The sequence below is a fragment of the Luteimonas campi genome (assembly GCF_051162505.1).
In the GTDB taxonomy this organism is placed as follows: Bacteria; Pseudomonadota; Gammaproteobacteria; order Xanthomonadales; family Xanthomonadaceae; genus Luteimonas.
In genome coordinates this window covers 838,701-853,019 of record NZ_JBNWEM010000002.1, presented here as the reverse complement: position 1 = coordinate 853,019, position 14,319 = coordinate 838,701, and the positions used below count along the sequence as shown (strand labels likewise).

Sequence of the window (14,319 nt, the reverse complement as noted above, 5' to 3'; positions counted from 1 at the left end):
CTTGGCCGCGTGTTTCGCGGCAAGCCGCTAGTATAGGCGGCCCATCGGCCCACTCCCGGGTCGCACCGTCCCATTCCCGCCTTGGCCATCGTCCAGTTCCCGCTCAGGCTCACCGGTAGGCGCATGCTCGCGCCCTCGGTTGCGCACCTCACTTTCCGCCGCGACGACGGTCAGCCGCTGGACTACATCCCGGGCCAGTTCATCCAGGTGCATTTCCAGTACGCCGACGGCACGCCGACCAAGCGCTCGTACTCGCTGGCGACGATCCACGACCTCGCGCTGGGGCCGGGCGATGCGGTGGAGATCGCCGTCAGCTACGTGCCTGGCGGCGCGGCGACGGCGCTGTTCGAGAACCTCGCAGAGGGCGGCAAAGTGCAGGCCAGCGGCCCCTTCGGCCGTTTCTGCCTGATGCCCAATGACGCCAACCGCCGTTACCTGCTGATCGGAACCGGCACCGGCGTAACGCCCTACCGCGCGATGCTGCCGCTGCTGGAGCGGGCTATGGCGGAGCGTGGTGTGGAAGTGGTGCTGCTGTTTGGCGCGCGCACCCCCGCCGAGCTGCTGTACGGCGACGAGTTTCGCGCCTTCGCCGCGCGCCACCCGGGGTTCCGCTTCGTGCCCTGCTTTTCGCGCGAGTTGCCGGAGGCGGACTCGCCGCAGGCGCACGACGATGTGCGGCACGGCTACGTGCAGCAGTTCCTGGCCGAATTCGCGCCCGATCCCGACGGCGACATCGCCTACCTGTGCGGGAACCCGAACATGGTCGACACCTGTTTCGAGAGCCTGAAGGACGCCGGCCTGCCGGTGCCGCGGATCCGCCGCGAGAAGTACGTCAGCAGCAAGTAGGCGCAGGCCCGGCCGCGATGCGTCGGCCGGCTTCGCGGACCAGCGGTCGCCGGGGATGCCTCCATCGCGAGCGCGTCCTTCCGCCGCAGGTGGCGTGGCGGTTCCGCCGACGCCACGGTGATGTCAAGCTTGCTTGACACAGCCGGCGAGCGGCGGCATGCTGGTGTCAAGCTTCCTTGACAATGGCGCCGCGATGTTCCCGCCCCCGGCCCTTCCGCTGCTTCCTGCCCGGCCGCTCGCATGCGCGTGAGCGGTCGTGCCTTCACCCTCGGGCTGGCGCTGCTGCTGGGCGCACCCGGCGTGGCCGGCCTGGTCGCCCCCGGCCTGCTGCCGGGAGTGGACCGCGGCGCGGCCATCGTCCTGTGCGTCGGAGCGTTGCTGACCGGCGCGATGTGCCTGACCAATCGCGATCCGATGGGCATCGACGTTGCGTCGCCGCCGGTCGCCCGCCGCTACCTGCTCGAGGGCGGCATGGCGATGCTGGCCTACGTGCTGGCGCTGGCGGGTTCGCTCTGGCTGCTCAAGCGGGTCGATCCGATGCCGCTGCGGGCGGCGGTCGCGCTGCTGCCGCTGCTGCCGATCCTGGCCGCCCTGCTGGCGATGGCGCGCTACCTGCGCTCGCTCGACGAACTGCAGCAGCGCATCGAGCTCGTCTCCCTCGCCGTCGCCTCGGGGTTCGTCTCGCTGCTGTACATGGCCGGCGGCCTGCTGCAGTCGGCGCGACTGATCGAGATCGCGGCCCGCGACGCGATGATCTGGGTCTTCCCGCTGATCTGCGCCGTCTACGGCGTGGGTCGCGGCGTCGTCGCCCGGCGTTACGAATGAGTGCGCGATGAAGAACCGCGTCCGCGAACTGCGCGAGGCGCACGGCTGGTCACAAGCGCAGCTCGGCGAGCGTCTCGAAGTGTCGAGACAGACCGTCAACTCGATCGAGACCGGCAAGTACGACCCGAGCCTGCCCTTGGCCTTCCGGATCGCCGCCGTGTTCGACACCACCCTTGAAACGATCTTCTTCCCGGAGACTTCCGCATGAAGCGCCTGCTCTACCTGGTCCCCCTCGCCGGCAGCCTGATGCTGGCCTCCTGCGACGGCGGCAGCGGCCGCGCGGCCGGACCCCGCGCCGACGCGCAGGGCCGCCTGCACTACGGCCAACTCGTCTTCGAGCCCTGCTCGCTGCGCGGCCCCGGCGGCGACGCGGTCGAGGCCCAGTGCGGCACGCTCGACGCGCCCGAGAACCACGACGCGCCCGACGGCCGCCACATCGAGCTGGCGATCGCGCTGGTGCCGGCCAAGGGCATGGCCGAAGCCGACCCGATCTTCATGATCGCAGGCGGCCCGGGCCAGTCGGCGCTGGAGAGTTACCCGGTCGTCGCCGACGCGTTCTCCGACGTGCGCCGCAACCGCCATGTGGTGCTGCTGGATGCGCGTGGCACCGGCGGTTCGACCCCGCTGCACTGCCCGGACTTCAGCGAGGACGAGATGCTGGCCGATCCGGGCAACGACAGCATCGAGGCGGTGGTGCGCCTGACCGAGGCCTGCCGCGACACGCTGCAGCAAGACAGCGACCTGCGCTACTACACCACTGGCGATCACGTGCGCGATCTGGAACTGGTGCGCGGCAAGCTCGGCGTGGAGCGCATCAACCTGGTCGGGATCTCGTACGGCACGCGCGTGGCGCAGCATTATGCGGCCGCCCATCCGCAGCACACCCGCGCGGTGGTGCTGGACTCGGTGGTGCCCAACTCGCTGGTGCTGGGCCTCGACCACGCACGCAACCTGGAGGATGCGCTGGACGCGCAGTTCCAGCGTTGCCGCGCCAGCGAGGCCTGCCTGACCAACCTCGGCGATCCGCGCGAGCAGTTGGGCCTGGTGCGCGAGCGGCTGCAGGCAGGCGACATCCCGGCGGTGCGCTACCGCGACCCGGTCTCCGGCGAATGGCGCGAGGAGGTGCCACGCTACGGGCACCTGGTCAGCCTGCTGCGCATGTACGCCTACCAGCCGTCGATGGCGGCGACCTTGCCGCTGGTGCTGCACGAGGCGTCGCAGCAGCGTTACGAAAGCCTGCTCGCGCAGTCGCGCATGCTGACCGGCCAGCTGGGCGACGCGATGGCGGTGGGCATGGGTCTGTCGGTGAGCTGCAGCGAGGACGCTGCCGATTTCGGCGAAGGCAACGGCCAGGACGACGGCACCGTGCTCGGCCCGATCCTCGTCGATACGCTGCGTGCGCAGTGCGCGGTATGGCCCAAGGGCACGCGCAGCGAGCGCTTCCGCGAGCCACTGTCAGGCGACATGGCCGTGCTCGCGATCAGCGGCGAGCACGATCCGGTCACCCCGCCGCGCTATGGCGACGAGGTCGTGGATGGACTGGCCAACGGCCGCCATCTGGTGCTGCCCGGCCAGGGGCACAGCGTGCTCGGCACCGGCTGCATGCCCAAGCTGTTCGCGCAGTTCATCGAGACCGCGGACGCCGCGGCGCTCGATGCCAAGTGCCTCGACCGCCTGAGCGCGCAGCCGCCGTTCGCAGGCAACTACGGCTGGGAGCCTTGAAGGCCGGAAATCGGGATTGGGGATTGGGGATTTGGAACGGCCCGATCCTCGTCCTCGCTCCCGTCTGCTCCCGCCTTCCATCCGAATCCCCAATCCCAAATCTCGGTCCTCCCATGATCCGCATCGACAACCTGCATAAATCGTTCAAGAGCAAGACCGGCACCGTGCACGCGGTGAAGGGCGTCGGCTTCGAGGCGCGCGACGGCGAGATCACCGGCCTGCTCGGTCCCAATGGCGCCGGCAAGACCACCACCCTGCGCATGCTCTACACCCTGATGTCGCCCGACCAGGGCCGCATCGAGGTCGACGGCATCGACGTGGCGAAAGACCCGACCGCCGTGCGCCAGCGCCTGGGCGTGCTGCCCGATGCGCGTGGCATCTACAAGCGCCTGACCGCGCGCGAGAACATCGCCTACTTCGGCCGCCTGCACGGGCTGGACGAGGCGACCATCCGCGAGCGCACCGCGGCCATGGCCCGGACCCTGGTGATGGAGGACGTCCTCGACCGGCGCACCGAGGGCTTCAGCCAGGGACAGCGCACCAAGACCGCGATCGCGCGCGCGCTGGTGCACCAGCCACGCAACGTGATCCTCGACGAACCCACCAACGGCCTGGACGTGATGACCACGCGCGGGCTGCGCAGCTTCCTGCGCGGACTGCGCGACGAAGGCCGCTGCGTGATTTTTTCCAGCCACATCATGCAGGAGGTCGCCGCGCTGTGCGATCGCATCGTGGTGATCGCGCACGGCGAAGTACGCGCCATCGGCTCGCCGGAGGAACTGCGCGCGCAGACCGGCCTGCCCGACCTGGAGGATGTTTTCGTCCGGCTGGCCGGCCTTGAGGGAGAAGCCGCATGAGCATGAGCGCGATCTGGACCGTCGCGAAGAAGGAACTGCTGGACCTGTTCCGCGACCGCAAGACCATGGCGCTGGGCCTGTTCATGGGGCCGATCCTGATTCCGGCGCTGATCCTGGGCATGGGTGCGCTGGCCGAGAAGCGGGTGCGCACCCAACTCGAGTCGACCCTGCAGCTGCCGGTGATCGGGGCCGAGCATGCGCCCAATCTGGTGGCTTTCCTCAAGGGTCGCAACATCGAGACGCAGCCCGCGCCCGAGGATCCCGACCGGGCCGTGCGCGACCAGGACTTCGACGTCGTGTTGAAGATCGACCCGGAGTTCGGCGAGCGCTGGCGTTCCAGCCGGCCGGCGCAGGTGGAACTGATCTACGACAGTTCGCGCCAGGATTCGCAGATCCCGGTCAACCGCGTGCGCGGCGTGCTGCTCGAGTACAGCCGCACGGTGGGCGTGCTGCGCGGGATCAACCGCGGCGTCAGTCCGGAGGCCGGGTTCGCGGTCCAGGTGGGCCAACGCGATGTGGCCACGCCCGAGGCGCGGCGCGGCATGCTGCTGGCGTTCCTGCCCTACCTGCTGATCCTGCTGAGCTTCCTCGGCGGCGCGGCCCTGGTGATCGACGTCACCGCCGGCGAGCGCGAGCGCCAGTCGCTGGAGCCGCTGTTGGCCACGCCCGCGGCGCGCGCGGCGATCATGAGCGGCAAGATCCTCGCCGCCTGCCTGTTCGGCATGCTCTCGCTGCTGCTGATCGTGCTGTCGCTGAAGTTCTCGTTCCAGCTCGCGCCCGGGCCCATGCAGCTAGTGGACGTGTCGGCGCCGGTGATGGCCAAGCTGCTGCTGGTGCTGCTGCCGATGGTGCTGATCGGCACCACCCTGCTGACCCTGATCGCGGCCAGCGTGAAGTCGGTGAAGGAAGCGCAGAGCTACATGAGCGTGCTGATGTTCCTGCCGATCATCCCGACCATCGTGTTGATGGTGAACCCGGTCAAGAACCAGCTGTGGCAGTTCGCGGTGCCCTTCCTCGCGCAGAACCAGATGATCCTCAAGCTGGTGCGGAGCGAGGCGATCAGCCTGCAGGAATGGGTGGTGTACCTGGGCGCGGGCTTTGGCCTCGGCCTGGTGCTGTGGCTGCTGGCCGCACGCCTGTACCACCAGGAGCGGCTGGCGATCTCCGCCTGACCCGCTTGCGCACCGCGCAACAAGAAAGAAGCCCGGCATTGCCGGGCTTCTTTTTGTTTCCGAGGTGTCGGGCGATTACTGCGACGGACTGAAGTTGATCGTACGACGCGTGGTGACCGGGGTCGGCACCGGCTCGAAGCGCCAGCGACGCACGGCGTTGATCGCCTCGCGGTCGAAGGTCCGCGGCGGGTCGGCACGGACCACGCGCACCGCACCCACCGAACCGTCGACCCCGACCGTGAACTCGACCTGCACCTCGCCGGAAGTCCCGGCACGCAGGGCATCGGGCGGGTAACGCGGCGCCGGCGTGCTGATCGCGCGCAGGTCGCTGACGCTGGCGGCTGGACGCGCGGCAGGGGGCGGCGTGGCGGGCTGCTGGCGTGCCGCTTCCTGACGCGCCGCTTCCTGGCGCGCAGCCTCCTCCCGGGCCGCTTCCTGGCGCGCGGCCTCCTGGCGGGCCGCTTCCTGGCTGGCCTGCTGCTGCGCGGCGAGGTCGCGGGCGGCCTGTTCCTGCGCCTGGCGCTGTTGTTCCTGGCGCTCGCGCTCGAGCTGCACGCGGCGCTCGGCTTCCTGTTCGGCGGTGAGCTGCTCCTGCTGCGCGCGGCGCGCCGCTTCGGTTTCGGCGCTGGCGATGGTGGTCTTCAGGCGCTGGACCGCCGGGTAGGACGAATCGGTCTTCTCGATCAGCGCCAGCAGGCGGCGGGCTTCGTCGAAGTCGCCGCGGTCGCGGCTTTGCTCGGTCGCGATCACGGTCATCGGCAGCAGGTCGACCAGCGCGCTCGACACGCCGGCGTTGGCCGGATCCTTGTCGCGCAGGGCCAGGTAGTACTCCATCGCGTTGTCGCCGCCCGGGGCGTAGAGCCTGCTCTCCTGATAGGCCTTGGACGCGGCCTCGCGCAGCTGCTCGGCGCTGAGCGCGGCCACTTCGGCCGACACGGCTTCGGCCGGCGCCTGCTGCGCGGCGGGCGCGGCAGGCGCCGCCGCCGGCGCGGCGCCCTGCGGCTGTTCCGATTCCTGCTTGCACGAGGCCAGCAGCGCGGCAAGGCTCAGTGCGAGGGCGGCGCCGGTCAGCAGGCGACGCGACCCCCTCCGGCCGCCCGCGGTGGTGTTGGTGGACATGGTTTTCCCCTGAAGACTGGTCCCGTGTGCGTCTAGGACGCGACAGCGCGCAGCGTTTGTCAACTGACGCCGCGGGCGGCGTCGAGTCTGCGTGGGAGCGCACCGGGAAACTGTGATGGGGTTTGCGAAAAGCATCGGACCGGTTTCCAGCTCCCGCCCCGGATGGGCGGTCCGCTGGCCGGCAGTCAGCCCGGACGCCTCCGGGCCGAGGACCGGACCCTGCCCGGACGGCCAGGATCGGTGCTACTTGCCGATGCAGAAGGTCGAGAAGATCCGGCCCAGCAGTTCGTCGGGCAGGGTGCGGCCGGTGATCTCGCCCAGTGCCTCGTTGGCCAGGCGCAGCGCCTCGGCGGTGAGGTCGAGCTGGTCGTGGGCCAGCACCGTGGCCGCATCGGCCAGGGCCTGTGCGGCACGGCGCAGGGCATCCACATGGCGCGCGCGCGCGGTGAACGCTCCTTCGCCCGGCGCATTGCCCTCCGCGGCCTGGCGCAGCCGCGCATGCAGGGCATCCAGGCCCATGCCGGTGCGCGCGGACACGGCGAGCGCCACGTCCGGCGGCGCCGGCGACGCCACCAGGTCGGACTTGTTGTGGACCACGATGCGCTGCGGCACGCCGGCGATGTCGGCGGCCACGGCGCGCAGGCCGCTGTCCGGGTCGCGCGCATCCAGCACCACCAGCGCCAGGTCGGCGCGGCGCAGTTCGGCGCGTGCGCGGCGCATGCCCTCGCGTTCGATCGCGTCGCCGTCCTCGCGCAGGCCTGCGGTGTCGACCAGATTCAGCTCGAACCCGTCGATGCGCAGCGTCTCGTGCAGCAGATCGCGAGTGGTGCCGGCGATCTCGGTGACGATCGCGCGTTCGCTGCCGGCCAGGGCGTTGAGCAGCGAACTCTTGCCCGCGTTGGGCGGACCCACGATCACCGCATGCAGACCTTCGCGCAGCTTGCGCCCACGCTCCGCCGCGGCCATCAGCGCATCGAGTCCGGCACGCGCATCGGCCAGGGCCTTGCGCATGGCGGCGGCGCCGAGGGTCTCGATCGGTTCGTCGGCGAAGTCGATCGCCGCTTCCACCTGCACGCGCAGCGCCAGCAGGCGCTCGCTCAGCGCGTCGACCCTGGCCGAGAACTCGCCGTCGAGCGCGCGCCGCGCGGCGCGAGCGGCACGTTCGTCGCCGGCGGCGATCAGGTCGGCCACGGCCTCCGCCTGGGCCAGGTCGAGCCGGCCGTTGAGGTAGGCGCGCTCGCTGAACTCGCCCGCGCGCGCGATCCGCGCACCGAGTTCGCAGCAGCGTGCGAGCAGTTGCCGCAACACCGGGGCACTGCCGTGCGCCTGCAGTTCGACCACGTCCTCGCCGGTGTAGCTGGCCGGCCCGACGAAGGCCAGGGCGATGCCGTCGTCGAGCACGCTGCCGTCGGCATCGCGGAAGCGTACGTGGTGCGCGTGCCGCGGCCGCAGCGCGTGCGCGCACAGCGCCCGACCGATGCGCAGCGCGTCCGGCCCGGACACGCGCACAATGCCGACGCCGCCAGCGCCGGCGGGCGTGGCGATCGCGGCGATGGTGTCGGAATCGGGGAGACGCGCGTTCATGGCACCTGCGAATGGACGAAGCCCGCCGGTCGGCGGGCTTCGCGGGGCGATGCGCTGGGCTCAGGCCTTGGCCGGCGCGGCGTCGCCGTACTTGCGCAGCATGTACCACTGCTGCAGCAGGCCCAGGCCGCCGTTGGTGACCCAGTACAGCACCAGGCCCGCCGGGAAGAACACCATCATCACGCCGAACACCACCGGCATCATCTGCATGATGCGCTGCTGCATCGGATCCATGCCGGTCATCGGCGAGAGCTTCTGCGTGGCCCACATCACCGCGATGTTGATCACCGGCAGGATGAACCAGGGATCGCGCGCGGTCAGGTCCTGGATCCAGCCGATCCACGGCGCGTGGCGCAGCTCCACCGACTCAAGCAGCACCCAGTACAGGGCAAAGAAGATCGGCATCTGCAGCAGCACCGGCAGGCAGCCGCCGACCGGATTGATCTTCTCCTTCTTGTACAGCTCCATCATGGCGACCTGGAACTTCTGCTTGTCGTCGCCGTAGCGCTCCTTGAGCTGCTGGATACGCGGCTGGAACTTGCGCATCTTGGCCATCGACTTGTACTGCGCGGTCGCCAGCGGGAACAGCAGGATCTTGACCAGCACCACCAGGCCCACGATCGCCCAGCCCCAGTTGCCGAACAGGCCGTGCAGCTTCTCCAGCACCCAGAACAGGCCTTCGCCCAGCCAGGCCATGATCGAGAAGCGGCTGTAGTCGACCACGCGGTCCAGACCCGGCACCTGCTGCGCCTTGATCTGGCCGACCAGCTTCGGACCCACCCACAGCCGCGCCGAATCGATCGCCTGCTGCCCCGGGGCCACCACTACCGGCGTGCTGGCCATTTCGCGGATCAGGTAGCGCGGCGCGCCGGTGCTGGTGTCCGTGTCCAGGGTGATCGCCGTCCGCCCGCCGCCCACCCCTTCGCCCGGCAGCCAGGCGCCGAAGAAGTGGTGCTGCACGAAGGCGATCCAGGTGTTGCTGTCGGTGGCGTTGATCGCCCCGTCTTCGTAATCGGTGAACCAGCGACGCGCGTAGCCGCCCTCATCGCCGTACCAGGTCGCGCCGGTCAGGCTGAACGACTCGGGGTTGGTCATGCCGCGCTTGACGTTGGGCGTGCCGCGCAGCAGCTGGCGGTAGGCGTAGCCCTGCCACGGCTGGCTGCCGGTATTGACGATCTCGTCGCGCACGCCGATCGCGTACTCGCCGCGCTTGAGTACATAGCTGCGGCGGATCTCCACGCCGTCGGGCCCGCGCCAGACGAAGGGGACGGCCAGCTCATCCTGACCCGGCGCGAGCACGAAGCTGCGTTCGTCGCCTGCCGGCGCGAAGCCCTGTTCGTGGTTGGGCGCCGGGCCGCCGGTGCTGACCCAGCCGCTCTGCGCGGCGTAGTAATGCTGCGGGGCGCTGTCGAACAGCACCACCGGCGGGCTGGCTTCGTCCCGCGTCTGCGGGTAGTCCAGCAGTTCGGCTCGCAGCACGCTGCCGCCGTCGATCGCCAGGCGCAGCACGTCCGTCTCGACCAGCACCGCACCGGCGCGCGCTGGCGTCGCACTGCTTTCCGGCACCGCACCGGGCGCCTGCGGCACCGCGGGCGCAGCCGGCACGCCAGCCTGACCGGCGGGCGGCGACAGCGGAACCGCACCACCGCCAGGGGGCAAGGTCTGCACCGTCTCCTGCACGGGCGGCGCAGCCTGCTCCTTGTTCCATTCCATCCACAGCAGCACCGCCACCATCAGCCAGGCAACGATCAGGAAGGTGCGGGTCTGGTTCATCGGGCAGGCAGGCTCATTCGCCGGAAGGACGCGGCGCAGTGGGAGGAGGCGGGGATGCCATGCGGGAATCCGCAGCGGGCATTGTGCCGTCCGGGGACGGGTGCGGCAACGCACCAGCCCGGCGCAGCAGGGACATCATCGCCGCGCGCAGCGCTTCGGAAGAGGCGCTCGCAGCGGACGGACGCGCCACGAATACGTAGGCGCCGGCGGCGAGCACGGCCCGGCTGTGGCGGAACTGGTCGCGCAGGACGCGCTTGATCCGGTTGCGGCCTACGGCGCGCCGGTCGACCTTGCGCGAGACCGCCAGGCCCAGCCGCGCCGGTTCTGCGCCGGCCAGCCAGTGCAGGGCCAGCATCGGCAGCGCCACGCGGCGTCCGTCCTTGAAGATGCGATCGAAATCCGCGCGCGCGCGCACCCGCGCTTGTCGCGGGAAGCGGGCGTCGTTCATCGGAAGCGGGTCCCGGCCCGTCGTGAGGCCGGGGAGCAGCAGCTCGTGCGGCTCAGGCCGACAGGCGCTTGCGGCCCTTGGCGCGGCGGCGGGCGAGGATCTTGCGGCCGTCGGCGGTCGCCATGCGGGCACGGAAGCCGTGGTCGCGCTTGCGCTTGAGGTTGCTGGGCTGGTAGGTGCGCTTGGTGGCCATGGCGTGTACTGACAATGCAGCGGGCGGAAAGAACCGGCAATTCTAGTCACCCGGCCCATGTACGGTCAAGCCATGCCTCGACAGCGGCCTGTCGGGCGGATGCACCCGCCGGGGGCGGATGGTAGTCTGCCCTCCCCTTTCGACCTCCCGCCCGGGCGCAACCTGCGCGCCGGGCGCGGTTGCTTTCCACCACGACTGCGACACGAAGTTCTATGGATGCCTGGCCCCGCTGCCTCGAACGCCTGGAAGCCGAACTCCCGGCCGAGGATGTGCACACCTGGCTCAAGCCGCTGCAGGCGCGACGCCACGACAGCCGGACGGTGCTGTATGCGCCCAATGCCTTCGTGCGCGACGAGGTCGAGAGCCGCTATCTGCAGCGCATCCGCGAGTTGCTGGTGCACTTCGCTGGCAGCGGCGACGTGCAGCTGGAAATCGGTTCGCTGCCGCGGGCCGCAGCGCCATCGGCCGGCGTGGCCGTCGTCGCCGACGCCCCTGCCAGGCCCGCCCCCGTGGCGTTCGCCGGCCACCTCGACAGCCACTACACCTTCGACAACTTCGTCGAGGGCCGCAGTAACCAGCTCGGCCGCGCCGCGGCCTGGCAGGCCGCGCTCAAGCCCGGCGACCGCGCCCACAATCCGTTGCTGCTGTACGGCGGCACCGGCCTGGGCAAGACCCATCTCATGTTCGCGGCCGGCAACGCCATGCGCCAGGCCAATCCGGCCGCGCGCGTGCTGTACCTGCGCTCGGAGGAGTTCTACAGCGCGTTCTTCCGCTCGATCCAGGAAAAGACCTCGGACCAGTTCAAGCGCCAGTTCCGCCAGATCGACGCGCTGCTGATCGACGACATCCAGTTCTTCGCCGGCAAGGACCGCACCCAGGAAGAGTTCTTCCACACCTTCAACACGCTGTTCGACAGCCGCCAGCAGATCATCATGACCTGCGACCGCTACCCGCGCGAAGTCGAGGGCCTGGAGCCGCGGCTGAAATCGCGACTGGCCTGGGGCCTGTCGGTGGCGATCGATCCGCCCGACTTCGAAACGCGCGCGGCGATCGTGCTGGCCAAGTCGCGCGAGCGCGGCACGATGGTGCCCGACGAGGTCGCCTTCCTGCTGGCCAAGAAGATGCACGGCAACGTGCGCGACCTGGAAGGCGCGCTCAACTCGCTGGCCGCGCGCGCCAACTTTACCGGCCGCACCATCACCGTCGAGTTCGCGCAGGAGACCCTGCGCGACCTGCTGCGCGCGCAGCAGCAGTCGATCGGCATCCCCAACATCCAGAAGGTGGTGGCCGACTACTACGGGCTGCAGATCAAGGATCTGCTGTCCAAGCGCCGCACCCGCTCGCTGGCGCGTCCGCGGCAGATGGCCATGGCCCTGGCCAAGGAGCTGACCGAGCACAGCCTGCCGGAGATCGGCGACGCCTTCGCGGGCCGCGACCACACCACGGTCCTCCACGCCTGTCGCCAGATCCGCAACCTGATGGAAACCGACGGCAAGCTGCGCGAAGACTGGGACAAGCTGATCCGCAAACTGTCCGAGTAGGACGCGTTGCGCCCACTGCGCTGGCAGTGGAGCCGAGGCAGGTGGCTCACGGCGCTTCTGGCACCGATACCTCGCCACCGCCGGCGGACGATACGAGGAACAGGACGACCGACAGGCGCGCCGCGCAGGATGCGGCTGCGTGTCTGCCGCCGACGGGGCCGTGGCCAGACCGATCCGGATGCGCGCCCTGCCCTGATCGCAGTTACGGCGGGCCGCGCCCGGCCCGCGCCAGACCTCCCACAGACGGGCTCGCGGCATGGTGGTGGTAGCGGTTCGAGTTACAGACAGGACGGCGCGATCGGCACGCCGTGCGTCCTGCTCCAGAGCCGGAGCGGAGGACGCACCTCTCCGCAAGCGCGCCCGGCGCCCACGCGACCGGCGTACTGCGTTCTGACACCCGCATGCGATACGGGGTGAGCAGTGCAAGTGTCGACGCCGCCAAGGAGCGCGTGGGCCAAGCTCCGCGGCACTGTTCGACGTCCGCAAGATGTCCGCCCCTAGGGACCCCGTAGCCGCCGGGCGGCGCGCAGGGGGCGCCTCCCGCCCGCGGAGGCTCCCAGGGCCCGCCGCGGGCCATAGGCACGCCACGCGGACCCTCGGGCCAATGGCAGCCGGATCCCTGCAGCGCCCGACGTTGCGCCAGGCCGCGCCAACGGGGCGCGGCGAAGCGACGCTCGCCCTACCCGCGCAATGGATGTACGTCCGGTGCGGACATTGCCAGGCGGATTCCACTGCACGACATGCCATCGCGAGCCCTGCTGCCGTCCGCAACACGCCCGGGTTCACCGGCGCGCCGGCACCTGAAACCTTCGCTACACTACATGTTGTGTGTTGGTGGACAGCACCCGCACAAGCTGTGGACAACCGTCAGGGGCGAAAACCATCCACAGCTTTCCCCGCATGGGTGGGTATCGTTGTCCACATCGGTTTCAAGCCAAAATTACGAGCGAAATCAACCGGTTAATCGAGTTGTGCCCGCTATGCAGGCCCCCCAGCACCACCGCTTTTAAGTTTTTATCCGTTTCTAAAAGCATTGCTACAGGAATCCAACGCATGCGTTTCAGCCTGCAACGCGAAGCTCTCCTGAAACCACTCGCGCAAGTGGTCAACGTCGTCGAGCGGCGCCAGACCCTGCCGGTGCTGGCCAACCTGTTGACCCAGGTCTCCGGTGGCCAGCTGTCGCTGACCGGTACCGACCTCGAGGTCGAGATGGTCTCGCGGGTCGCGGTCGATGACGCCCAGGACGGCGAGACCACCATTCCGGCGCGCAAGCTGTTTGACATCGTTCGCGCCCTGCCCGATGGCAGCAAGGTCACGCTCAGCCAGTCGGGCGACAAGATCACCGTGCAGGCCGGACGCAGCCGCTTCACCCTGTCCAGCCTGCCTGCCAACGATTTCCCCTCGGTGGACGAGGTCGAGGCGACCGAACGCGTCAGCGTGCCCGAGACCGCGCTCAAGGAACTGATCGAGCGCACCGCGTTCGCGATGGCCCAGCAGGATGTGCGCTACTACCTCAATGGCCTGTTGTTCGACCTGGCAGACAAGCGTCTGCGCTGCGTGGCGACCGATGGCCATCGCCTGGCGCTGTGCGAAACCGCGCTAGAGGAGGCCGTGCCGACCAAGCGCCAGATCATCGTGCCGCGCAAGGGCGTGCAGGAGCTGCAGCGCCTGCTCGAAGGCGGCGACCGTGCGGTAGTGCTGGAAATGGGCCGCAACCACATCCGCATCAAACGCGACGATGTGACCTTCACCAGCAAGCTGATCGACGGGCGCTTCCCCGACTACGAGGCGGTGATCCCGATCGGCGCCGACCGCGAGGTGCTGATCGACCGCGAGGCCCTGCGCGCCTCGCTGCAGCGTGCCGCAATCCTGTCCAACGAGAAGTATCGCGGCGTGCGGCTGGAAATGTCGCCTGGGCTGGTGCGGATCAACGCGCACAACCCGGAACAGGAGGAAGCGCAGGAGGAAGTGGAGGCCGAGACCAAGGTCGATGGCCTGGCCGTGGGCTTCAACGTCAATTACCTGCTCGATGCGCTGTCCGCCCTGCGCGACGAGCAGGTGGTGCTGCAGCTGCGCGACGCCAATTCGTCGGCCCTCGTGCGCGAGGCCTCCAGCGAACGCTGCCGCCACGTGGTCATGCCGCTGCGGCTCTGATGCAGTTGACGGTGTTCCACGTGGAACCTGGACTTCGCCCGGCCCCGGCCGGGCGAAGTCGTTTCACGCCGTCGAAAATCACTGT

The 14,319-nt window shown here is 69.7% G+C and carries 13 protein-coding genes; 8 read left to right on the top strand and 5 right to left on the bottom strand.

What is annotated here, in order from left to right; translation table 11 throughout:
• The first annotated feature begins 81 nt into the window (after window positions 1-81).
• From ACQYVW_RS08720 to ACQYVW_RS08695, 6 genes are all read left to right on the top strand, one after another.
• Entirely contained in the window at window positions 82-846 is a 765-nt protein-coding gene (locus tag ACQYVW_RS08720; RefSeq protein ID WP_434946710.1) for a ferredoxin--NADP reductase, read from the top strand.
• 246 nt (window positions 847-1,092) lie between these two features.
• Window positions 1,093-1,671 (top strand): hypothetical protein, encoded by a 579-nt coding sequence (locus ACQYVW_RS08715; RefSeq protein WP_434935755.1) that lies wholly within the window; start codon window positions 1,093-1,095, stop codon window positions 1,669-1,671.
• Between the two features lie 7 nt (window positions 1,672-1,678).
• Window positions 1,679-1,879: a helix-turn-helix transcriptional regulator gene (locus ACQYVW_RS08710; protein ID WP_434935753.1), complete on the top strand. Its 201-nt coding sequence runs from the start codon at window positions 1,679-1,681 to the stop codon at window positions 1,877-1,879.
• Window positions 1,876-3,393 (top strand): alpha/beta fold hydrolase, encoded by a 1,518-nt coding sequence (locus tag ACQYVW_RS08705; protein WP_434946709.1) that lies wholly within the window; start codon window positions 1,876-1,878, stop codon window positions 3,391-3,393. The genes ACQYVW_RS08710 and ACQYVW_RS08705 overlap by 4 nt, the downstream gene beginning before the upstream one ends.
• Before the next feature lie 113 nt (window positions 3,394-3,506).
• Entirely contained in the window at window positions 3,507-4,250 is a 744-nt protein-coding gene (locus tag ACQYVW_RS08700) for an ABC transporter ATP-binding protein (protein WP_434935750.1), read from the top strand.
• The gene (locus tag ACQYVW_RS08695; protein WP_434946708.1) at window positions 4,247-5,422 is read left to right on the top strand and encodes an ABC transporter permease; all 1,176 of its coding nucleotides are present in this window, start codon (window positions 4,247-4,249) and stop codon (window positions 5,420-5,422) included. The genes ACQYVW_RS08700 and ACQYVW_RS08695 overlap by 4 nt, the downstream gene beginning before the upstream one ends.
• Before the next feature lie 75 nt (window positions 5,423-5,497).
• On the opposite strand, the gene ACQYVW_RS08690 is transcribed toward ACQYVW_RS08695, so the two are convergent.
• The 5 genes from ACQYVW_RS08690 to rpmH form a co-directional block, all read right to left on the bottom strand.
• The gene (locus tag ACQYVW_RS08690; protein WP_434946707.1) at window positions 5,498-6,541 is read right to left on the bottom strand and encodes an energy transducer TonB; all 1,044 of its coding nucleotides are present in this window, start codon (window positions 6,539-6,541) and stop codon (window positions 5,498-5,500) included.
• Between the two features lie 243 nt (window positions 6,542-6,784).
• The gene (gene mnmE / locus ACQYVW_RS08685) at window positions 6,785-8,125 is read right to left on the bottom strand and encodes a tRNA uridine-5-carboxymethylaminomethyl(34) synthesis GTPase MnmE (RefSeq protein ID WP_434946706.1); all 1,341 of its coding nucleotides are present in this window, start codon (window positions 8,123-8,125) and stop codon (window positions 6,785-6,787) included.
• Window positions 8,126-8,185: 60 nt separating this feature from the next.
• Window positions 8,186-9,898, bottom strand: coding sequence for a membrane protein insertase YidC (gene yidC / locus ACQYVW_RS08680; RefSeq protein WP_434946705.1), 1,713 nt, complete (start codon window positions 9,896-9,898; stop codon window positions 8,186-8,188).
• A gap of 13 nt (window positions 9,899-9,911) precedes the next feature.
• On the bottom strand, window positions 9,912-10,346 hold the full coding sequence (gene rnpA, locus ACQYVW_RS08675; protein ID WP_434946704.1) for a ribonuclease P protein component: 435 nt from the start codon (window positions 10,344-10,346) through the stop codon (window positions 9,912-9,914).
• Window positions 10,347-10,398: 52 nt separating this feature from the next.
• Complete coding sequence (rpmH, locus tag ACQYVW_RS08670) at window positions 10,399-10,539, bottom strand: 50S ribosomal protein L34 (protein WP_027070414.1); 141 nt, start codon at window positions 10,537-10,539, stop codon at window positions 10,399-10,401.
• A 212-nt stretch (window positions 10,540-10,751) separates the two neighbouring features.
• On the opposite strand from rpmH, the gene dnaA reads away from it, so the two are divergent.
• Window positions 10,752-12,080 carry a chromosomal replication initiator protein DnaA gene (dnaA, locus tag ACQYVW_RS08665; protein WP_434946703.1) on the top strand — a complete coding sequence of 443 codons (1,329 nt, stop codon included), beginning with the start codon at window positions 10,752-10,754 and terminating at the stop codon, window positions 12,078-12,080.
• Window positions 12,081-13,133: 1,053 nt separating this feature from the next.
• Entirely contained in the window at window positions 13,134-14,234 is a 1,101-nt protein-coding gene (gene dnaN / locus ACQYVW_RS08660; protein ID WP_434933158.1) for a DNA polymerase III subunit beta, read from the top strand.
• The last annotated feature ends 85 nt before the right edge of the window (window positions 14,235-14,319 follow it).

Excerpts from the sequence above, each read along its gene's own strand:
- yidC (WP_434946705.1), bottom strand. The coding sequence starts at position 9,898 with ATGAACCAGACCCGCACCTTCCTGATCGTTGCCTGGCTGATGGTGGCG.
- ACQYVW_RS08700 (WP_434935750.1), top strand. The coding sequence starts at position 3,507 with ATGATCCGCATCGACAACCTGCATAAATCGTTCAAGAGCAAGACCGGC.
- rnpA (WP_434946704.1), bottom strand. The coding sequence starts at position 10,346 with ATGAACGACGCCCGCTTCCCGCGACAAGCGCGGGTGCGCGCGCGCGCG.
- rpmH (WP_027070414.1), bottom strand. The coding sequence starts at position 10,539 with ATGGCCACCAAGCGCACCTACCAGCCCAGCAACCTCAAGCGCAAGCGC.
- ACQYVW_RS08705 (WP_434946709.1), top strand. The coding sequence starts at position 1,876 with ATGAAGCGCCTGCTCTACCTGGTCCCCCTCGCCGGCAGCCTGATGCTG.
- dnaN (WP_434933158.1), top strand. The coding sequence starts at position 13,134 with ATGCGTTTCAGCCTGCAACGCGAAGCTCTCCTGAAACCACTCGCGCAA.
- ACQYVW_RS08690 (WP_434946707.1), bottom strand. The coding sequence starts at position 6,541 with ATGTCCACCAACACCACCGCGGGCGGCCGGAGGGGGTCGCGTCGCCTG.
- ACQYVW_RS08710 (WP_434935753.1), top strand. The coding sequence starts at position 1,679 with ATGAAGAACCGCGTCCGCGAACTGCGCGAGGCGCACGGCTGGTCACAA.
- mnmE (WP_434946706.1), bottom strand. The coding sequence starts at position 8,125 with ATGAACGCGCGTCTCCCCGATTCCGACACCATCGCCGCGATCGCCACG.
- ACQYVW_RS08695 (WP_434946708.1), top strand. The coding sequence starts at position 4,247 with ATGAGCATGAGCGCGATCTGGACCGTCGCGAAGAAGGAACTGCTGGAC.
- dnaA (WP_434946703.1), top strand. The coding sequence starts at position 10,752 with ATGGATGCCTGGCCCCGCTGCCTCGAACGCCTGGAAGCCGAACTCCCG.